Source organism: Anaerolinea thermophila (genome assembly GCF_020723905.1).
Lineage (GTDB): Bacteria > Chloroflexota > Anaerolineae > Anaerolineales > Anaerolineaceae > Anaerolinea > Anaerolinea thermophila_A.
In genome coordinates this window covers 32629-53579 of record NZ_DYHZ01000008.1, presented here as the reverse complement: position 1 = coordinate 53579, position 20951 = coordinate 32629, and the positions used below count along the sequence as shown (strand labels likewise).

18 protein-coding genes and 2 tRNA genes are annotated in these 20951 nt (G+C 52.5%); 4 read left to right on the top strand and 16 right to left on the bottom strand.

Annotated elements, in window-relative coordinates:
• The 4 genes from LHF31_RS12485 to LHF31_RS12470 form a co-directional block, all read right to left on the bottom strand.
• Window positions 1-1794, bottom strand: coding sequence for a DEAD/DEAH box helicase (locus tag LHF31_RS12485; RefSeq protein WP_298005641.1), 1794 nt, complete (start codon window positions 1792-1794; stop codon window positions 1-3).
• 85 nt (window positions 1795-1879) lie between these two features.
• Window positions 1880-4336 (bottom strand): leucine--tRNA ligase, encoded by a 2457-nt coding sequence (gene leuS, locus LHF31_RS12480; protein ID WP_303774271.1) that lies wholly within the window; start codon window positions 4334-4336, stop codon window positions 1880-1882.
• Between the two features lie 350 nt (window positions 4337-4686).
• Window positions 4687-4759 (bottom strand) — tRNA-Ala (locus LHF31_RS12475).
• Window positions 4760-4807: 48 nt separating this feature from the next.
• Window positions 4808-4880 (bottom strand) — tRNA-Ala (locus LHF31_RS12470).
• Window positions 4881-5056: 176 nt separating this feature from the next.
• Between LHF31_RS12470 and LHF31_RS12465 the strand changes: the two genes are divergently transcribed.
• Window positions 5057-5635, top strand: coding sequence for a class I SAM-dependent methyltransferase (locus LHF31_RS12465; RefSeq protein WP_303774270.1), 579 nt, complete (start codon window positions 5057-5059; stop codon window positions 5633-5635).
• A complete protein-coding gene (locus LHF31_RS12460; RefSeq protein WP_298009821.1) occupies window positions 5632-6261 on the top strand; it encodes a hypothetical protein in 630 nt (209 codons plus the stop codon). The genes LHF31_RS12465 and LHF31_RS12460 overlap by 4 nt, the downstream gene beginning before the upstream one ends.
• Here LHF31_RS12460 and LHF31_RS12455 read toward each other — a convergent pair.
• The 5 genes from LHF31_RS12455 to LHF31_RS12435 are packed head-to-tail and all read right to left on the bottom strand — an operon-like array spanning window position 6258 to window position 12325.
• Entirely contained in the window at window positions 6258-6794 is a 537-nt protein-coding gene (locus tag LHF31_RS12455; protein ID WP_298009823.1) for a GNAT family N-acetyltransferase, read from the bottom strand. The two genes, LHF31_RS12460 and LHF31_RS12455, sit on opposite strands and share 4 nt — an antisense overlap.
• On the bottom strand, window positions 6791-9469 hold the full coding sequence (locus LHF31_RS12450) for a CBS domain-containing protein (RefSeq protein WP_298009828.1): 2679 nt from the start codon (window positions 9467-9469) through the stop codon (window positions 6791-6793). The genes LHF31_RS12455 and LHF31_RS12450 overlap by 4 nt, the downstream gene beginning before the upstream one ends.
• A 46-nt stretch (window positions 9470-9515) precedes the next feature.
• A complete protein-coding gene (locus LHF31_RS12445; protein WP_298009831.1) occupies window positions 9516-10331 on the bottom strand; it encodes a hypothetical protein in 816 nt (271 codons plus the stop codon).
• Between the two features lie 53 nt (window positions 10332-10384).
• Window positions 10385-11821 (bottom strand): proline--tRNA ligase, encoded by a 1437-nt coding sequence (gene proS, locus LHF31_RS12440; RefSeq protein ID WP_298009834.1) that lies wholly within the window; start codon window positions 11819-11821, stop codon window positions 10385-10387.
• A gap of 36 nt (window positions 11822-11857) precedes the next feature.
• Entirely contained in the window at window positions 11858-12325 is a 468-nt protein-coding gene (locus tag LHF31_RS12435; protein WP_298009836.1) for an 8-oxo-dGTP diphosphatase, read from the bottom strand.
• Between the two features lie 196 nt (window positions 12326-12521).
• Between LHF31_RS12435 and rpsO the strand changes: the two genes are divergently transcribed.
• Window positions 12522-12794, top strand: coding sequence for a 30S ribosomal protein S15 (gene rpsO, locus LHF31_RS12430; protein ID WP_298009839.1), 273 nt, complete (start codon window positions 12522-12524; stop codon window positions 12792-12794).
• 187 nt (window positions 12795-12981) lie between these two features.
• Window positions 12982-15252 carry a polyribonucleotide nucleotidyltransferase gene (locus LHF31_RS12425; protein WP_298009842.1) on the top strand — a complete coding sequence of 757 codons (2271 nt, stop codon included), beginning with the start codon at window positions 12982-12984 and terminating at the stop codon, window positions 15250-15252.
• Window positions 15253-15326: 74 nt separating this feature from the next.
• Here the strand turns inward: LHF31_RS12425 and LHF31_RS12420 are convergent, their stop codons facing one another.
• From LHF31_RS12420 to LHF31_RS12390, 7 genes are all read right to left on the bottom strand, one after another.
• Entirely contained in the window at window positions 15327-15770 is a 444-nt protein-coding gene (locus LHF31_RS12420; protein ID WP_303774269.1) for a YcgN family cysteine cluster protein, read from the bottom strand.
• A gap of 3 nt (window positions 15771-15773) precedes the next feature.
• Window positions 15774-17342, bottom strand: coding sequence for a UDP-N-acetylmuramoyl-L-alanyl-D-glutamate--2,6-diaminopimelate ligase (locus tag LHF31_RS12415; protein WP_298009904.1), 1569 nt, complete (start codon window positions 17340-17342; stop codon window positions 15774-15776).
• Between the two features lie 210 nt (window positions 17343-17552).
• Complete coding sequence (atpF, locus tag LHF31_RS12410) at window positions 17553-18293, bottom strand: F0F1 ATP synthase subunit B (protein WP_303774268.1); 741 nt, start codon at window positions 18291-18293, stop codon at window positions 17553-17555.
• Between the two features lie 12 nt (window positions 18294-18305).
• Window positions 18306-18542, bottom strand: a complete 237-nt coding sequence (gene atpE / locus LHF31_RS12405; protein ID WP_013559477.1) for an ATP synthase F0 subunit C — start codon at window positions 18540-18542, stop codon at window positions 18306-18308.
• 55 nt (window positions 18543-18597) lie between these two features.
• Window positions 18598-19590: a F0F1 ATP synthase subunit A gene (atpB, locus tag LHF31_RS12400; RefSeq protein WP_298009912.1), complete on the bottom strand. Its 993-nt coding sequence runs from the start codon at window positions 19588-19590 to the stop codon at window positions 18598-18600.
• A complete protein-coding gene (locus LHF31_RS12395) occupies window positions 19574-19876 on the bottom strand; it encodes an AtpZ/AtpI family protein (RefSeq protein ID WP_298009915.1) in 303 nt (100 codons plus the stop codon). The genes atpB and LHF31_RS12395 overlap by 17 nt, the downstream gene beginning before the upstream one ends.
• A gap of 100 nt (window positions 19877-19976) precedes the next feature.
• On the bottom strand, window positions 19977-20948 hold the full coding sequence (locus LHF31_RS12390) for a carbohydrate kinase family protein (RefSeq protein ID WP_298009917.1): 972 nt from the start codon (window positions 20946-20948) through the stop codon (window positions 19977-19979).
• Window positions 20949-20951 lie beyond the last annotated feature (3 nt).

The following is a 20951-nucleotide window of genomic DNA, read 5'->3' as shown; positions in this document are numbered from 1 at the left end:
TTATAGGAGTCCTCCCTGTAGAGGGATATTCGTACAGAAATTAATTAAATCACGAAGCATATCAATACGATCTTTCAGTTCTGGATCGTATTTTTCTGATAACAGGACATGTTTACTTCCTAAAAGAATTAACTTGGTTCGAGGTCGAGTAATGGCCACATTTAAACGTTGTGGAGAAAATAAAAAGTCTGCAATCTGAGCAGCAAATGAAGGACTTGAGGTGGCTAAGGATACTAAAACTACTTCTCTCTCCTGACCCTGCATGCGTTCAACAGTATCTACGATAATTTCTCGGCGGATTTCTTCATCATCAATCATCCGCCATAACATTGTGCGAATCAAGCGACTTTGAGCGCGGAAAGGCGTAACCACACCTATTTCTTTTGGGGGAATTCCTCGAAGAATCAGCGAAACCACTAAATCGGCAACAATCTCTGCTTCTAACATACTTCTGGTGGTGGCATTTTTATGGTCTAAATCTACAAATACCGCTGGAGCCTCTGGATCGAAAATAATATCCCACCGACTTGGCTCTCCTATCAAATGTAGTCGTCTTTTCCTCGAGGATTCGCTAGATTTCAGTTTTCCTCCATAAAAAGTCTTACTGGGCCATTCTGTAAGCACATCATTTAGGCGGTAGGTAATGTCTAATATCGTCTCCTGGGCACGCCCGGAAAGTAACGAGAAAATTGAACTAACTTCATCTTTAGATTGAGCAAAAACTGTCACAGGCGGTAACTGTTTATCATCTCCAACAAAAATGTATTTATTTCCCGCTAACATCCCCATTAATGCCAAAGTAAGTGTAACTTGAGAAGCCTCATCAAATATAACCACATCAAATTCAACGTTCATCAAGCGTTGAGTTTGCAAGGCAAACGGAGTAGCACCAACCACATACCCGTTATTCAGATCTCCAAACCCCGATTCATCAAACGTTTCAAAATTAGGAACTTTCAAATCTCCCGCGTGTCGTTGATCCCCAATTTTACAAACAGGTAAGTTGGCATTCACCTGATGAACCTTATTAAGAGCATTATGAATTGCACGATGCGTCAATCCAGTGATCAGAACCCGACTTCCTTCCTGAACCAAGAGATCGGATAAATGTGCCAGAACCAGGGTCTTTCCAGTTCCAGGAGGTCCTTGAATAAGATGGTATAAATTCGTGGCATAAGAGGTAGAAATTGCCTCAATCTGGCTCTCGTTTAAATCCCTGTGAGAAGCCCATTCTCGCGCTCGCTGGTAACGAGCATAGTCTATTTGAGGATACAGGTTTCCCTGAATAACAGGTAAAATAATTGAACGCCCTCGACGAGAATCCGCAATCTGATCAATTGCAGCAAGATAAAATTCACTCGTATCAAACCAATCTTGATCTAAAATCCACCCGTCCGGTTCTGCCTGTAAAAGGTAAGGGTTTCCGCGGATCAGACCGGCTTCGAGATCGTTTCCTCCATCGTAATAAAGATCAAGGTGAATAGCATCAGGATCCTTGGGGTTTCCACGGTGCAGAACAACCAAATCTCCCTCGCGGAAACGGGATTGATTGGTATAACAACGCATTTGCACCAGAAATTTATCCACCTTCAAAATGCGGATTCCTTCAATTGCCCATCCTTTTGCAACTCTCTGGGATAAAGGAGTACTCCACTGGCGTTCTAACGCCTCACGTTGAGCATCTGCTTCTTCTATTACGAATTTTCTTAAACGCTGAAGCAATGTTGCATCTGAGGACATGAAAAACCCCTGATTTGTGTATTGTAATTTTAATTCATCCCCGTATTCTTTCACTTAACATTTCCGATAAGATTGGTAAATAAAGAAAGAAGCGGGAAGTTAGAGTTCTTCCCGCTTCATACAGATTTCCTGAATCAACCTACCCAACGATGCTGACCAGTTTACCCGGCACGTAGATGACCTGTTTGGGAGCACGCCCTTCCAGGAATTTTTGCACCGCAGGACTTGCCAGTGCCATTTTTTCCACCGTCTCGCGGTCGATTTCCGCTGGAACCACCAGACGATCGCGCACTTTCCCATTCACCTGGACTGCCAGCGTAATTTCTTCTTCTCTGGCAGCCTCCTCATCCACCTGAGGCCAGGATTGCAGATGGATCGAATAAGGTTTACCCAACTGCGCCCAAATTTCCTCGGAAATGTGCGGAGCAACCGGAGCGAGCATCTTCAGGTAAATTTCCACGGCTTCATCCCAGACGGGCGTACCAAAGGCTCCGTTCTGTTTGGCGCGGCTCATTTCGTTAGCCAGTTCCATCAACGCTGAGACAATGGTGTTGAACTCAAATTCTTCAAAGTCGCGTGTCACCGAGCGCAGAGTCTGGTGGACTTTGCGGCGCAAACGTTTGTAAGTGGCTTCATCCGCCTTACCGCCCTCGGCTTCTTCCAAAAACAGAGACCATACCCGGCGCAACCAGCGATTGACCCCTTGAATGTTTTCCGTTCCCCATGGGCCACCTTCTGCCCAGCGATACCCAAACATCAGGAAGGCACGTACCGTGTCGGCGCCGTACAACCGCACCTGTTCATCGGGGTCCACCACATTCCCGCGCGACTTGCTCATGCGCTGTCCGTCAGGTCCCAGAATCTGTCCCTGGTTGCGCAGTTGAATCATCGGCTCGTTGCCTTTTGTAATGCCAATATCCCGGCAGGCTTTATGGAAGAAGCGCGTATAAATCAGGTGCATGGTGGCATGCTCGGCACCACCCGTATAGGTATCCACCGGCATCCAGTAATCGTATTCTCTGGGGTCAAAGGGTCCCTGGTCATAATGCGGACTGAGGTAACGCAGGTGATACCAGGAAGAACACATGAAGGTATCCATGGTATCGGTCTCGCGCTCCGCTTTGCCGCCACAGTTTGGACAGGTGGTAAAGCGCCAGGTAGGATGCAGTTTCAACGGGCTTTCGCCGGTAGGACGCCATTCCACATCATCTGGCAGCAAAACCGGCAGTTGATCCTCCGGAACGGGGAGGACACCGCACTTCTCACAGTAAATCATTGGGATGGGCGCCCCCCAGTAGCGCTGGCGGGAAATCAACCAATCACGCAGGCGGTAATTCACCGCACGCTTCCCCTTGCCAATTTGCTCCACATACGCCACTGCCGCCTCAAAGGATTTGTCGCCGGGTGTGCCTGTTAGAGAACCGGAATTCACCATCTTTCCCCTGGCAGGCACTGCCGCAGTGAGCGCATCGCCATCCAGCGGTTCCATATCTTCCGGTTGAATTACCACCCGCACCGGCAAACCATATTTGCGCGCAAACTCAAAATCGCGTTGATCATGGGCTGGAACAGCCATGATGGCGCCCGTGCCATAAGACATCAGCACATAATCAGCAATCCAGATTGGCACGCGCTCGCCGTTGACCGGGTTAATGGCATACCCCCCGGTGAATACACCGGTTTTCTCTTTCTCGGTAGACTCACGCTGGATATCGGATTGGCGAATCGCCTGAGCCACATAAGCCTCGACTTCGGCTTTGCGGTCGGGTGTGGTTACCCTTTCCACCAGAGGATGCTCCGGCGCCAGCACCATGAAGGTCACCCCCCACAGGGTATCTGGACGGGTGGTAAAAACTTCCAATGGATCACCCTGTTCGGTTGAGAAGATTACCGATGCTCCCTCAGATTTTCCAATCCAGTTAATCTGCATCTCACGGACTTTTTCGGGCCAGTCCATGCCATCATATCGGAGCAACTCTTCTGCATAAGCCGTGGTTTTGAAGAACCACTGCTCCAGATTTTTCTTGATGACCGGTGTTCCACAACGTTCGCAGTGGCGATCTTCACCCCATACCTGCTCGCGTGCCAGTGTGGTATTGCAGGTCGGACACCAATCCACCGGCGACATCTTGCGGTAAGCCAAACCATGTTTATAAAACTGAATAAAGAACCACTGCGTCCAGCGGTAGTATTCTGGATCTGAGGAAATGGCTTCCCGTCTCCAATCGAACATCGCCCCCATGCTCTTCAACTGCCTGCGCATATTGGCAATGTTCTGATAGGTCCATTCCTTGGGGTGAATGTTGCGTTTAATGGCTGCATTTTCTGCTGGAAGCCCAAAAGCATCAAACCCCATCGGGAAAAGCACATTGTAACCGCGCATACGCATAAACCGCGCCCGGGCATCCGAGGGCGTCATGGCATACCAGTGCCCGATATGTAAATTTCCTGAGGGATAGGGAAGCATGGTCAGGGCATAATGTTTGGGCTTGTTGGGGTCAATATCTGCATGATACAGCCCATCGCGCTCCCAACGCTCTTGCCAGCGCGCCTCAATTTCTGCCGGGTTGTAAATGCGAACTTTGGCTTCGGTCATACCTCAATCCTCCTCAATTATCCTTCATGCCTCAGATAAAAAAACACCTTCGCCCCTCAGGGACGAAGGTGACATGAACCTCCGCGGTACCACCCTGCTTACCTGCTTCTGCAGGTCGCTTTGGGTCGCGATAACGGGCGAAACCCGTTGCAGGCTACTTACGCGTTCACCTGCCCAGCCTCCCCCTCAGGGGTGACAGGCGAGTTCAGCCTTGACTGGCGCTCTGCAGGCGCCTTGCCGGGCTCACACCACGCTCTCCCGACTCGCTGGCAGATGGCTTACTACTCCTGCCCTGGCTTTGTTCTTAAATTCTCAAGGGCATGGCTTTTCAGCCCGCCCCTGTCTTCGTGTGGACCCAGGGGGATTCGAACCCCCGACCTTCTCAATGCCATTGAGACGCGCTCCCAACTGCGCTATGGGCCCCTTTTTGGAATTGCCCGGCTGATTTGCGCTCAATCGCTTCAGCCCGAGTGGACCTGAGGGGATTCGAACCCCTGACCTCCTCAGTGCGATTGAGGCGCTCTCCCAACTGAGCCACAGGCCCCCGGTTACCCAAGGAGTGACGCCATTTTAACCGAGAGAAGACGGCTTGTCAAGCAAAATTTGCCCTCGTCGCTATGCCTTTGCCTTTCAGCCATCTACTGGCACCTTCATTCAAGAAAGAGACCGGTTGAGAAATTTAGATTTGACGGATATGCTGTTCAAAAGTAAGATTCAAATATGGTATGGCTGGAACGCCTGTTGCGCTGGGTCACCTTCAATCTCTGGTACCTGAAACGCCCGCCATGGGATACACAGGTTTCGCCTCCAGAATTAATAGCGTTTATCCAGACCCATCCCCCCGGTCGAGCGCTGGATCTTGGCTGTGGAAGCGGAACAAATCTGCTAACACTGGCAAAAGCGGGCTGGCAGGTAGCGGGTGTGGATCTCTCCCTTCTGGCTGTCTGGCGAGCCCGCCAACGACTGCGCAGAGCGGGCATGAAAGGGGAGGTGCTTTCAGGAAGTGTCATTGACCTTTCCCGTCTCTCTCCTTCTTTCAACCTGATTCTTGATATCGGTTGTTACCATGGACTTCCTCAAGAGGATCGGGAACGTTACCGGAAAAACTTGCTCAAATTTCTTGCGCCAGCGGGAACTTTTTTGCTGTATGCCCATCTTAAGGAAGTGGATCAAAGTATGAACACCGGTATAACCCGTCAGGAAATTGAAATCTTCAATAATTTATTCACGCCTGTCCGCATTCAGGAATGTCAAGATCGCTGGGAACGTTTGACGATCTGGCTGGAGTACAACCGATGAAAAGGATTTCCTTTTCCCTATTCCTGGAAATGCTTTCGTTAGGTGCGCTGGCGTTTCTGGTATCCTGCCAGTTCCCAACGGAATATTTCTTTTCTCCGAATGTCCCCCCTCCCAAACAATTGGGGAAAACGCCTTTACCAAGCAACACCCCTGTTCCTTCACCCACACCGGTACCCACATTTACGCCTACGCCTATCCCCTGTGCCTTTGCCTGGACGAATCAGCCGTTAGAAGAAGAAACGGCTCGTCTGCAGGACGTACTGGTCAAAAATGGTTGGGGAAGCGTGCAGGGCATGCTGATGGCTTACGGAGAAAATTGTCTGGATGTCAGCACCAATCGGGTGGTGCGCTTCACCCCTTTGCAAACGGATTTCTACTTCACAGTACCCCTATCCAGTTTATCCCGGCAGGACGAAATGGGCTTTTGGGCTGAGCGTCTTCTGCAAGTGGCTGAACAGATTCCCCGGGAAGACCTTCCCGGCACCACACGGGGCTATATGAGCATTCTCTTTGAGAACGGAGAGGGACAGGTTCGCCTGTGGTTTCCGATTGAAGATGGGCTCAAAGCCCTGGAAAACGGATTGCGCGGGAGCGCGCTCTTCCTGAAACTGCAATCGAAGCCCTAGGGGTTCAGGCTCTTTTCCATGCGCCAGGCGGGTTCCACCACCTCCACCAGCCTGCCGAGATGATTGATATATTGCCACCGCCCTGGCTCCGGCGCTACGACATGGAAACCATGGCGTTCGTAAAAGGCTTGCGCCCGGGGATTATCGCGGGCAACATTCAACGTCACATAACGGAAGCCACGTCGGCGCAAATCTTCTTCCACTGTAGCAAGAATGAATGCTCCCACTCCGTGACCGCGATAAGGCGCACGAACCCGGAATGCATATAAATAGGCCCGATCAATGCCATTACACAGTTCGGGACGATCGCAAATAAACTGAACAAACACCTGCCCGATAATGCCTGCGCCTTCCAGTTCAGCAACCCACATCAGGGTTAAGCCGTGCTTCATGCGCTGGTAGGCATCGGCATACATGCGACGAAAATGCACATACTCCCCTTCCCATTCCAGAGCAGGCAAATCCTCTTCACGCAAATGCCGCACGGTGATTCGCGAAAGCAATTCTTCTTTATCCATATTCGTTGCGTTCATGCATCTCTCTGACCCGCAGGCGAGGAAAGCAAGGTTTGCAACAACGCCTGTTCCTCCTGCAGAGTAGTCACCGTTCCATCCAGCCACGCCGCCCGCAGTTGCCAGAGAATATTGCGGTACCCCGGACCAGGTGGTATTCCCATATGCTTCAAGGTATCACCGGTAGTGTATGGAAAGACAAAACGCCATTGATGCACATATTTTTCCAGGATGTTCTTCATGTGAACCTCCCGGTTGAGCAGAAAGACTGCGTACAGGGCAGGTACGGCTATCTGGTCCAACACACTGACGACCTGACTGGGAAAAGCATCCTGAAATGTCAGATTGTCTTCAAGCAATCGGCGGGCATCCAGCCAGTGGTTCTGCAGGGATGCAGGCAGGCGCAGGCGTTCTGCAATGTTTTTCCCCTCCGGATTAGGCAATAACCACACCAGATACGCCAGCGCGAGTCGGATGGGAAGATTGGCAACTTTTTCGGGCAGTTTCCATGATTCGGGGAGGGATTCTTTCAACACATGGTGCATGGGGGGATGCATCCCCGGATCCCAGTGAAGAGCAGGATGAATTGCTGCCAGCAATCCCAGTTCCTCCAGGCGTGCAAGCATGGCGAAAACTTTTTCTTCCTGCAAAATCAGGTTCAATTCGTGGCGCAGGCGATCACCGGAGAGATGACGGATGAGCGGGCGCCCCTCATCCATAAGTTGGAGCGTGCGTTGTTCAATTCGGAAATCAAAACGCTGTTCAAATCGCACTGCCCTTAACTGACGGGTGGGGTCATCCACAAAGGAAAGAGAGTGCAACACCCGCACTATTTTTTGCTCCAAATCGCGCAGTCCGCCCCAGTAATCGTACAAATCCCCAAAGTGATGCCCATCCAGACGCACTGCCATGGTGTTAATGGTGAAATCCCGGCGATGCAAGTCCAGTTTGATGCTGCTGCGTTCCACTGTTGGAAGAGCGGTGGGATAATCATAGAACTCCCGGCGAGCGCTGATCAGATCCAGCGATTCGGGTAACTCGTCCGGTTTGATCGAATTCCCCTCCGAAAGCATTACCGCTAATTTCTCCCGAACGGGAGCAATTGTCCACTTTGCCGTGCCAAACCGGGCGTGAGGCAGAATCCGACCACCAAAACGTTTTTCCAGCGAGCGAGCCAGTTGAATGGCATCCCCTTCTACCACAATATCAAAATCCAGACTGGGACGCCCCAGAAGCAAATCACGAACAAAACCGCCAACAATGTACGCCGCCTGATGTAAACGGCGGGCTTCTGCAGCAATGACTTTAATCAACAACAACCTGCCTTTAGGGATGGATTCTTCCAGTTCCTTCGCCAGATTGCGCCTGCCCGGTACAGGAACTTCCCCGCTGATGTGGCGCAAAAGATCGGTGCGGGTGACAATTCCAATCACACTTCCGGTCTGGCGATCCACCACCGGCACCTGCCCCCATCCAGATTGCGCCATCACATCGCGCACCCGCTCAATGGAGTCGTCGGGATAGACAAAAACCGAACCAACTTCCATCAGACTGGCTACAGTCAGAGAACTGAGTTTGTGAGAAACTGCGCGCTCGACAGCCCGGCGGTTGAGCAACCCCACAACTTTGCCATCTTCCACAACCGGATACCCCTCAAAACCATAGCGCTCCATCCACCTGAGGGCTTCACCTGCGGTCATATGCGGCGGGACGGTTAAGGGATTGGAGGACATAATTTGACTCACAGATACCGCCGGCTGGACAAAGCGCGGCAAAATGTGGAGAATCTCCCGCTTGATGGCATCCAGAGGATCTTCATCTGCTTCCTGATAGGGAAGTTTTCCACCTTGAGGAATGCGGATTAAAGCCGCGGCGGCTCGTCCATGACCGCCACCGCCAAACCGGGAGGCAATACTGGATACATCCACCCGATCCGTAGTCGAACGCGCCACCAGACGAATCCCTTCAGGGGTACGCACCAGCAAGAACAATGCCGCAGGGTCCAGCAAATCGCGGATTTTATGGGCAACGCTGGAAATTTCATCCACCATCTCGCCAGCATCCGCCGCTGAGATGATGATTTGAAGTCCACCAATTTCAACCGTTTCAGCCACACTGAGCAGGAGATCGTAAACACGCCTTTGCTCGGCTGAAAGCGCAGGGTTCAGGAATTTATTTGCCACCTCGAGGTTTGCCCCTCGTTCCAGCAAATACCCCACCGCCTGAGCATCCCGAGCGGTCGTGCTGGGATATGTCAGGCAACCGGTATCCTCGTAGATACCCAATAATAACAAGGTGGCATGCAAAGGGCTGAGATTCCCGTTGTGCTCTCGAAGCCCTTCCACAAAAAGACAGGTACAGGAACCCACCGGCTCAATTTGCACTTCCCAGTGAGAAGGGAGATTTTCGCGGCGAGCATGGTGATCCACCACGTGCACCCGGGATTTTGCGCTCACCCCTCGAAGGGTAACCAGAGATTGAGTATCTACCAGCGTCACCGTCTCTACCTGCTCATTGGGCAAGTCCTCAATCTCCACAAAAGGTAATTCACTGCCATAAAGATTGAGAAAGGCTCGCACGTTTCGATTGAGACGGCGAGGTAAGACCGGATAGGCGTGCTCGTGCATCAGATATGCGCCCAGCATCGCCGCCAGGGCATCAAAATCTGCCTGCTCGTGGGTCATGATGAGGTGCATAAATCCATTATATCCATGCGTGGGAAAAATGCGTTCCCATCCGCGCTCAGTCTGACGCGCGGGAGGTTTGACGTGCGGCTTTTTTTAGTCTTTCTCCCATTTGCTCGGGCAAAAAAGAGGCAACTTTGCGTGCCAGACGCCCGGTCATGGGGTTTTCTCCTCTAGAGAGAACCTGTCTGAGGAAATAAGAGACCTCTGAAGGCGATCGCTCAGCCAGTTTCTGAAAAACCACTACCAGGTCATTCAACCAGGCGGGTTCCGGTTTTTCTGTCAAAGGTTGCAAAAGACGAAAAATTGCCGGTAGATTTTCCCAGGCTGGATCTGAAACCAACACCTCACAGAGGAACAACCCCGCCCGGTGATAGATGGGCTGTTCATGGTTATGCCAGTTTTCGATTAAACGGAGTAAAGTTTCTTCTCCCTCCCTTCGAAGGGTCAGTGTTCCTTTGTCCAGCAACATCCTCAGAAGGGTTAAATCCACATTCGAAATGACCAGTTGCTGGAGTATTTCAACCACCGCACCTGCCTCGGAGATCGGGATATGACCCAGCATCCACGCAGCAATTTGCCGCATTTCACGATGTTCATCTGCCCAGAGAAGGGGAATGACATCCAGCGCCTGCCGGGGGAACCGTTTTGCCGCCTGAGCCAGAGCAACTTCCATTTGCCGCCAGACCAGCGGTGGTACATGGTAAGAAGGGAAAATGGAAACTCCGGTCACACTCTCACCGGCCCGATAAGCATGATCGCCGTAGGTGTCCAGTAAATCTGCCAGAGCACGGTAGAAATCCAGGGGGCGGTTCATGCGCCCGATTAATGTGGTAATCTGTTCCTGTAAGCGAACAACTGAGACGGCTGGCATAACTCCCCTGAGAAAAAAGGTGCGGATGGCTTTCATCCGCACCTGATGACCTATCAGTAAGCGCGGGCGAAGTAAACCTTTTCTGTGGCTGGTTCGCCGCAGACCACGCATTTTCCGGAGCCGCCCGGTTGATCCAGAGGGATACAGCGGGTGGTGGCTTTGGTATCCTCCTTTACTTTGGCTTCGCAGGCGGCAGAGCCACACCACCAGGCAAACGCCCAACCTTCATCCACCACCTGTTTGAGTTCATCATAGTCCTTCACGTCATGGATATGCGAATCGCGGAAGGCAATAGCGCGATCCAGCAAAGACTGGTGAATCTCTTTAAGCAGGTCAGAAATGGTTTGAACCAGTCCTTGCTGAGAGACAAAGGATTTCCCTGCTTTTCCGGGACGATCCCGGCGCGCTAAAGCCACGCTGTTCTTTTCCACATCTTTGGGACCCACCTCAAGGCGCAATGGTACACCGCGCATCTCCCAATCGTTGAATTTAAAGCCCGGGGTCACGCCATCACGGCGGTCGACGTGCACCCGGAAGACCTCGCGCAATTCCTGCTCCAGGCGATCCACTACCTGCATGACCAGACTGCGTTCAGCGTCATCACGATAAATCGGCACAATAACTACCTGAATGGGAGCGAGACGAGGCGGCAGAATCAAGCCCTGATCATCGCCATGGGTCATAATAATGGCACCAATAAACCGGGTGGAAAGACCCCAGGATGTTGTCCAGGCATACTGAAGTTCATTATTCTGGTCGAGGAAGCGGATATCAAACGCACGGGCAAAGTTTTGACCAAGGAAATGAGAAGTGCCTGACTGTAAAGCACGGGTATCGCGCATCATCCCTTCAATGGTCATGGACATTTCTGCCCCGGCAAACTTTTCCGTCTGGCTCTTGCGTCCCGGAATGACTGGCACCGCCGCTTCTTCAATGGCAAATCGGTAGTAGGTGTCCAGCATACGCATGGTCTCTTCAATGGCTTCTTCTCGAGTGGCATGAGCGGTATGACCTTCCTGCCAGTAAAATTCCAGCGTGCGCAGGAACAAACGGGTGCGCATCTCCCAGCGGACCACGTTACCCCATTGATTAATCAGAATTGGCAGGTCACGATACGAGCGAATCCACTTTGAATACATGTACCCAATAATGGTCTCCGAAGTTGGGCGCACCACCAGCGGTTCTTCCAGTGTCTCGCCACCACCAATAGTGACCACAGCCAGTTCCGGGGAGAAACCCTCCACATGTTCCTTCTCTTTTTCCAGGAAACTCATGGGGATAAACAGCGGAAAAGCAGCATTGACATGCCCGGTGGCTTTGAAACGCTTATCCAGCGCCTGTTGGATATTCTCCCAGAGCGCCCATCCGTAGGGTTTCACTACCATACAGCCACGCACCGGAGCGTAATCTGCAAGATCGGCGCGCAAGACGATCTGGTTGTACCATTCGGAAAAATTTTCGGATTGTGGGGTTAATTTCTCGTCGCTCATGCTTTCTCTCGCTCTCTTCAGCATTGGATTTTTCAATTATAACCGCAACTCCGCCGATAACGGAGAAATTTTGTACGCACGGATCTGCCCATCTTCATAAATAAAGTGATAATGCAACGGTTTGGCTCCGTTTAAGATATAGGGAGCAAACACATGGATATTGGAAACCACCTCAGGGGATTGAAACACCCACTCCCTGGGCTTCCATGCCAGTTGCCCTTCTCCACAATCCTGCGGCTCGCCTTCAGGTGCCTGCGCCACGAACAGTACCAGCCCGCCCGAAGGAATCTCGAACCCTTCCCAGGTAAGAATCCCGCAAAATCGAGCGTTGGTCAGGTGGTAACCGGTTTCTTCTTTGACTTCACGGAGCACCCCTTCCAGGGCGCTTTCTCCTTCTTCCCAGTGCCCCCCGATGCCGTTCCAAAGCCCGGCATTGGGGGGACGGTTCCGATGGATCATCAGCACATCATCTCCACGGGTTAGAAAACAAAGCGTAAATTGCATCTCTGGAAGCATGCGGGGTATTATATGCCCATTTTGCCTTTTTCAGTCATACGGATCTCCGGCACGCCCAGCCCGCATGCTCTTGACAAAGAAGGTTAAATATTTTGTGGTATAATTCGGGACGTTGACTGGTCCGATGGCTGGCTACGGCTGGCGATCTGGAGACCTGCACCATCATGAAAGGAGAGCAGACGTCATGACTTTAACAAAAGAAAAGAAAGACTCGTTGATCAACCAGTTCCAACGCCACGAAGGCGATACTGGTTCACCGGAAGTTCAGGTGGCACTGTTGACTGAGCGCATCAATCAACTGACCGACCACCTGCGCATTCACAAACACGATGAATCTTCCCGCCGTGGGTTGTTGATGCTGGTTGGACAGCGCCGCCGGCTTCTCGCCTACCTGCGGAAGAAGGACTACAGGCGTTATATAGCCCTGGCAGAACGCCTGAACTTGCGCACCAAATAACATCAAGGCATAATAGAGTAGATGGTGCAGGAAAGCGAAGCCCATCTACTCTTTTTTTGAAAAATCATTCTAATTCTATTTCGGGCGCACCCCTGTGTGACGATTAGGAATTGAATCGTGAAGAGGAAGTTTTCCTCCTCAGGCTTCAGTCCCTGATCGAGCCAGGGGGCGCCAAAGGGGATGTATCATGCAACCAGAATCAAAAGTTTTTACCGCCCTCGTGGGAGGGCAATCTGTCGTATTTGAAACCGGCAAACTTGCCGGTCAGGCTGGCGGTGCCGTGACTGTGCGTCTTGGCGACTCCATGGTGTTCGCCGCCGCAACCATGTCTCCGGAACCGCGGGAAGGGATTGATTTCTTCCCCCTCTCAGTGGAGTATGAAGAGCGTCTCTACGCGGGAGGACGGATCCCGGGATCCTACTTCCGTCGAGAAGGCAAACCTTCTACTGAAGCCATCCTCACCGCACGGTTGACCGACCGCCCGCTGCGCCCTCTCTTCAACAAAGAGATGCGTAACGAGGTGCAGGTCATCCTGTTCTCTCTCTCCGCCGATCAGGAAAATCCACTGGACATCCTGTGCATCAATGCTGCCTCAGCAGCATTGATGATTTCAGACATCCCGTGGGGTGGTCCGGTTGGTGCAGTGCGCATCGGTCGGATTGATGGACAGTTTATCGTCAACCCTACCTTTTCTCAACTGGAAGTGTCCGACCTGGATTTGCGCATTGCCGGTACCCGCGATGCCATTTTGATGGTGGAATGCGGCGCTAAAGAGGTCGAAGAGGACGTGATGGTGCAGGCTTTGCAGTTTGGCCACGAAGCCTTGCAACCCTTAGTTGACGCGCAACTGCAAATGGCGGCTGAGGTGGGCAAACCCAAACGAGAAGTTCCGCTCTTCCCGCTTGATCCAGCGCTGGTGGATCAGGTTTACGAAAAAGCCGCCGGTGCTTTGGAAGCCGCACTGGATGCACCCCACGACAAGGCACAACTGAACGAAGCCGTAGATGCTCTGCAAAAACAAATTGTCGAAGAAATGTCGGCAGGGGATGAAACCCTGGTAGAACCACTCAAAAACGCTTTCACTGAAGTGTACAAAAAGGTGGTGCGCCGCCGCATTCTGGAAAAAGGCATCCGCCCCGATCACCGCACACCCACCGAAATCCGCCCCATCTGGTGCGAAGTGGGCATCAGCCCGCGCGCGCATGGGTCCGGATTGTTCACCCGCGGTGAGACACAGGTGCTCACACTGGCAACCCTGGGAACCCCCAGAGAGGCGCAGGAACTGGATTCGCTGGTTCCCATCGAAACCAAACGCTACATGCACCATTACAACTTCCCACCCTACTCCACCGGCGAGGTCAAACCCCTGCGCGGACAGTCCCGTCGGGAAATTGGGCATGGAGCGCTGGCAGAACGCGCCCTCGAACCGGTGATTCCGTCGGAAGATGAATTCCCTTACACCCTGCGGCTGGTCTCGGAAGTGCTGTCCTCAAATGGCTCTACCTCCATGGCTTCCGTCTGTGGCTCCACGCTGGCTCTGATGGATACCGGCGTGCCCATCAAAGCGCCCGTGGCTGGCGTTGCCATGGGGTTGATCAAAGAAGGCGATAACGCCGTGATTTTGACCGACATTCAGGGTCTGGAAGATCATCTCGGCGACATGGACTTCAAAGTGGCAGGCACAGAAAAGGGCATCACTGCCCTGCAAATGGATATCAAGATTAAGGGGATCACACCCGAATTGATGTCCCGTGCTCTGGCGCAAGCCCGAGAAGCCCGCCTGGATATTCTCAAGAAAATGCTGGCAGTCATTCCAGCACCACGGCCTGAACTGAAGCCGCACGTGCCGCGCATTACCATCATCAAAGTGCCTGTAGATAAAATCGGAGCGATCATCGGTCCGGGCGGTAAATTAATCCGCGCCTTGCAGGAAGAAACCAACACCCGCATTGATATTGAAGACGACGGCACGGTGTACATCGCCTCGACCGATAAGGCGGGGGAAATGGCAGCACGCGAACGCATTGAAGCCGTCACGGAGATTCCGCAGGTGGGACGCATTTACACCGGTAAGGTGGTGCGGGTAACTGATTTCGGCGCCTTTGTCGAAATCCTGCCCAATGTGGACGGCATGGTGCATATTTCCCAACTGGATTCCGACCGCGTCAACCGCGTAGAAGACGTGGTCAACGTGGGCGATGAGGTCACCGTGATGGTCACCAATATTGATCCCGACGGTAAGATTCGCCTCTCGCGGCAAGCCGTGCTGGAAGGCTGGACCCCTGAGGAAGCGCAGGGACGCGATCGTCCAGGCGGATCTCGAAGCACAAACGGCGGCGGACGCTCCGGTCCATCCCGCCCTGGCAGTGGACCCCGCAGTGGTGGGCGCCCCGGTAACGAGTCACGCGGCGGAGGCAATCGCAACGACTCCAGCCGTGGTCCCCAGCGCCGCAGATAACCGAAGGACCTCTGAGTTATAACCAGCAGGGGCTGTCCTGAAAATGGGGCAGCCCCTGCTTTTTCGTCTGGAAATCACCCAAGCCAGTCTACGATGTAGGATTCGAGATCCTCCATATCCGCATCTTGCTCTTCAATAACCCGGTAACGCACAGAAATTCCCGCCAGATGAACCGTATTGGGATCGCCTGACACCAACGGATGCCACCACTCCAGAGGCTTTCCCTCCGCCAGCAAACGGTAGGCACAGGTCTTTGGCATCCATGCAAGGTCTCGTACTTGCTTTGGATCCAGAACCAGACAGGTAGGCATCTTGATAGCCCGTTCGGCATAGGCAGTACACCGGCAACGTTCCAGATCCAGCAAACGGCAGACCACATTGGTATAAAACACCTCGCCGGTATCTTCATCCTGCAATTTATACAGGCAACAGCGGGCACAGCCATCACACAGGGCTTCCCACTCCTCCTGGTTCATCTCTTCGAGGGATTTCTTCTTCCAGAATTCGGGTTCCAGCATTAATCAATGCTCCTGTGTAGGCAGGTACGGCATGGCAGGTCCGGGCACACCCAGCCGTTCTGCCAGCGCTGCACGCATGGCTACACGATCATCCCATGGATATTCCGTCTCCCCAAAGCACATGGACTGCTCGTGTCCCTTGCCGCAGGCAATCACCAGATCCTCCGGGTTTGCCATCTGAACCGCCATACGGATGGCATCCCCACGATCAGGAACCAGATAAAACTGCCTGCCACGCACAGCCCCCTGTGATTCTGCCCCGCGCGCCATTTCTTCTAAAATCTCTTCGAGCGATTCCGTGCGCGGGTCCTCAGCCGTAAAAATGGAGATATCGGCTAATTGAGCCGCCACTTCCGCCATCAGGCGGCGTTTCTCGCGATCCCGGAGACCCGCCGAACCGAAAACCACGATTACCCGCCCAGAAGTCATTTCTCGCGCAGTCAGAAGGGCTTGTTTGAGCGCGTTAGGCGTGTGAGCGAAATCCACAATGGCATGAAATGGCTGTCCCATGTGGATACGCTCCATGCGTCCCGGCACTCCACTCATACTGGCAATCCCTTGCGCCGCCTGCTGTGGGTCAATCCCCAGTCCTATCACCGTGGCAGCAAACGCCGCCAGACAATTGCTGACATTGTAATTGCCCACCAGGGAGGTTTCCACAGGTTGACGAAACTCTGCGCCAACTACGTCGAATTGGAGACAGCCGGCTTCGTAACGAATATTCTCAGCGTGTAGATCTGCTTCCGGGGTCAAGCCATAACTCACCGCAGGGACCTGGACAATACCCTGCAAGTATTCAAAGGATGAATCATCCCGATTCAAAACGGCAAGGCGGGGGTTACCATGGGATTTCTCAGGCGTTTCCGCCAGCATTTGGAAAAGACGCCCTTTTGCCGCTCGATAAGCTTCATAGGAACCGTGGTAATCCAGATGTTCATGGGTGATATTGGTCACCACGCCAATGTCAAACTCACACGCGCTGACGCGGTGTTGTTCCAGTCCGTGAGAAGTGGCTTCAAGCACGACATGAGTCAACCCTGCGGCGCGCATGCGGGATAAGTACCGCTGTACTTCAGGCGCTTCGGGCGTGGTAACGTGAAAGCCGGTGTCCACAACCTCGTCTCCAATCACCGCATTTACAGTCGAGACAATGCCCGCATTGAAACCCGCAGCAAGTAAAATCTGGTAAATAAGGTTGGAGGTGGTTGTTTTCCCATCCGTTCCAGTGACGCCAATCACCGTCATGTCGTGAGCGGGAAAATTGTAAAAAGCCGCCGAAAGATATGCCAGGGCTTCGCGAGAATTTGTCACCCTGAGGTAGGGCACAGATAGACCCGAGAGGTCATGCATTCCCACGACAGCAATCACTCCACGTTCAATGGCGTGAGGGATGAAAGCATGTCCATCCACCCGGGTGCCGGGAAAAGCGACAAAGATATATCCAGGTTGAGCTTCTCGATGGTTATAGGTAATGCCGGTCACGGGAATATCCGGAAGAGTGCCTTCCCAGGATACCGGTATGGGAAGGTGACGAATCAACTCAGGTAAATTCCGACGCACAAAACCAATCATAAGGCTACATCCTTCCATTCTGATTATACCCTTTTCATATTCAAGCCCTGCAAAGAAATTTTGGTTGCGTTTCAAAAAGGGGAAGCCTGTTTTTTACCATTGGAACCCGTTTGTCACAGTTCTCAATATTCTATCATTTGTGTTAAATCTAAAACCTCTCAGGGCTTTTTCCCTGAGAGGTTTTGTGTTTTTCTAAAAAGCCCAGGAGTCCTAGCGCAAGGACTGACGCAAACTCTCCAATTGTCCTGCCAGCGAGCCATCCACCACACGGTTGCCCAGACGGACAATCAGACCGCCAAGGATGGAGGGATCCACGCGGAAGGAAACCGCCGCCGCCGTACCCAGACGGGAAAGGACTTCGCGTTTCACCAGATCCTGCTCTTCTTCAGTCAACGGCAAAGCGCTGATAACCTCTGCCTGATCGGCGACAACGCTTTCCACACCTTCCAGCACCACTACTTTTCCGCCACGTACACCGGCAAAAAACTCGTTGAGCAAAGCGTGCTGGCGCTTTTCATCCAGGCTCTCACCAATCAACTTTTGTGCGGCAGCAATTGCCAGCGCCCCAACCTGACCGCGCAGTTCAGAGAGCATGCGGTTCCGTTCTGCCTCCAGGTCTGCCAGCGCCTGTGATCGGGCTTTGCTGGCTTCAATTTCGGCTTGCGCGCGAATCTCTTCTTCTACTTTCTGGGCACGCAGGGTAGCCTCGCGGACAATCTCAGCGGCTTTCTGCTGGGCTTCGGCGAGGATTGCCTGCGCTTCTTTCTCAGCGTTTGCACGGGCTTCGGCAGCAACACGGGCATCTTCAAGTCCCTGTGCAATGGTTTTGCGCCGCTTTTCCATCATCTCCGAAAGGGGAACGAAAACCCAGGCTCGCAGGGTGATAAACACAATCGCGAAAGAGAAAATATAGACCAGCAAATAGCCGAGGTTGATACCTAGTGCTTCCAAAGCCCCCTCCTTTTACAGCACGAAGAGCATGAGGAACGCAATCACCAGACAATAAATGGCGATGGCTTCCGAGAAAGCAATCCCCAGAATCATGTTGGTGAGCAGATTTCCGTACGTATCAGGGTTGCGAGCCATCCCTTCAAGCGCTCCCTGAACACTCAAGCCGATGCCAATTCCCGCACCCAGAGCGCCAATCATGGACAGCCCCGCACCAATGAATTTTGCTGCTTCGATAATATCCCCGGTCATTGTTTGAATACCTCCTCCAGAATGATGTCAATCGCCTTTTCAGAGAACACAGGGCTCAGTGAGCACTTTCTCCATGTTCCCCGCCATGTCCACGGGTAGCCTGTGCCATAAAGACCATGGTCAGCATGCCAAATACAAAGGCTTGAATCAAGCCTACAAATACTTCAAAAAGCACCACAAAGGACTGCATGAATACCGGAATCAACGAGCCCACCAAAAAGAGCAGAACCGCACCGGCAAACATATTTCCGAACAACCGGAATGCAAATGAGAGGATTTTGGCAAACTCCGAAATCAATTCCAGCAGTCCAACCAGAAAGTCCATGGCGCCAAAAAATGGCTTTTTGAATAAATTCAACACGTTGAAGAATTTATAGAAGTATGCCCCTCCTTGCGCTCGCACACCAATCACCTGTGTCATCACCACCGAAATTAACGCCAGCGCCAGGGTGAAGTTCAAATCGGTGGGAATACCGCGAAAGAACGGGGTAATGTGATAGCCTTTTTCCCCTTCGTGCACCTCACCAGGCAGAATGTTGTACACCCCCGGAAGAAGTTCCTGAAGGGCATGCCCGCCTTCTTTCATTTCATGCACCAGACCAAACGTCTCCACAATGGGGGTCAGTTTCATCAGGTTGCCCACCAGCACAAAGACGAGGATGGTAGCAAACCAGGGAAAGATTGTTTTGGCATACTTCCCGGCAGAAGACTCGGTGAGATTGTAGAGAATCTCCACCAGCGCTTCCATCAATCCAGCCACCCCTTTAGGAACCAGCGTACCACTCTTGACCTCCCGACGCACAGCGTATGCCAGCCAGAAGATGACCAGCAACACCAGCACCAGCATGAGCAGAGTATTGGTCAGATAAAACTCCCCTACAACGGGTAAGGTGAAAAGAGGTTCGTGGGTGATCTTTTCAGGGGCAACCTGAATATGCGGCTGAACGGGTTTAACGAAAATCACCGCAACAACGTTGAGGATGATAAAAAGTAAAACCCACCATCGGTGTCGAATACCCAGCGGTCCGCGATTAACTGGTTTTTCCAATGCCTGCCTCCTCTCCATTTTGATGTTTCAGATTGCTCTTAATTTTTGCAGTTGTTAAGCGCACAATAAAAAACATCACCAGCAAAGAAACAGGAATGCTGGCGAAGACAAGGATCAAAGTCAATAACGGACGGGTCTGAAAACGAGCATCTAACCACAATCCCCCCAGAACAGCCCCTAACACAATCAACAGGGTCACACACCCCGCCTGAGCGGCAAAACCTGCCAGAGTCAGATTCAGCCAGTAACGGCTACGATCGGGCTTCGGGGTATTGGTCTGGCTCATGAGAAGGATTATAACATAACCAAATTTAATGCGTCAACCAGCCCAACAAAGATTGGACAGCATTGACCAAAATACTCACCAAATCTACAGTGGGCTACAGTCATTTGCCATCCCAGAGGACAAATTCCCCGTCCGGACGGGGCATTTGAGTGTAGATTTTCCAACGATCCAGCCCTTCCCGAAGCGGTCCCACCACCCTGAGTTTGGCTTCCACTACTTCGCGGGCAAAGAGCAAACATTCTTCTGGGGATTTTCCATCCATCCAGGCGGTCAGGAAACCTGCCCAGAATGCATCCCCCGCACCTGTGGCATCCACTACCTGAACCGGGCGCACAGGTAAACGAAGCACCGCTTTGCCACGTTGAGAGAGCAGAGAACCTTGCTCTCCCATGGTGAAAAGGACAACCTCAGCGCCCCATTCATGGAAACGGCGGATGTAACCGGCAGGGGTATCACCTGGACCAAACAGGCGGTGACAATCCACCAGCGAGGCTTTGGTAAGCGTCACCGAACGATACACTTCACGAATGACCTCCAGGGCTTCGGGCTGGTTTTGCCAGATTTTCGGGCTGAAATTGGGATCGAACGAGACGACTTTTCCCCATGATTTAGCCCGTTCAATGGCGCTGATTACTGCGGAACGCGAAGGTTCCATGGAAAGAGGCCAGGTGGTGAAATGAAGCACTTTTGCCGCCCGAATTGCCTCATCCGGAACATCCTGCGGTGTAATGCGGTAATCTGCGCCCCGGTAGGGTTGGAAATCGGGAGTGCCAGAGGTGCGGGAGACGAACACCAGACTGGTAGGTGCCTGATCCTCATGGCGCAACCAGCGGGTGTTAACCCCGCCTTGAGCCACGTGGCTTTCGAGAAATCTACCAAAAGCATCATTGCCCACACAGGCAATCAATGCCGAACGACCGCCCAATCGCGCCACATTCACCGCCAGATTGGCTGGCGAACCGCCCTGAAAACGGCAAAAGCATTCGGTGGAATCGAGACTTTCTGCAGGCTCAGCCCCAATGAGATCCACCAGAATTTCTCCAATGGCTACCAGACCTACATCTTCTTCCATATC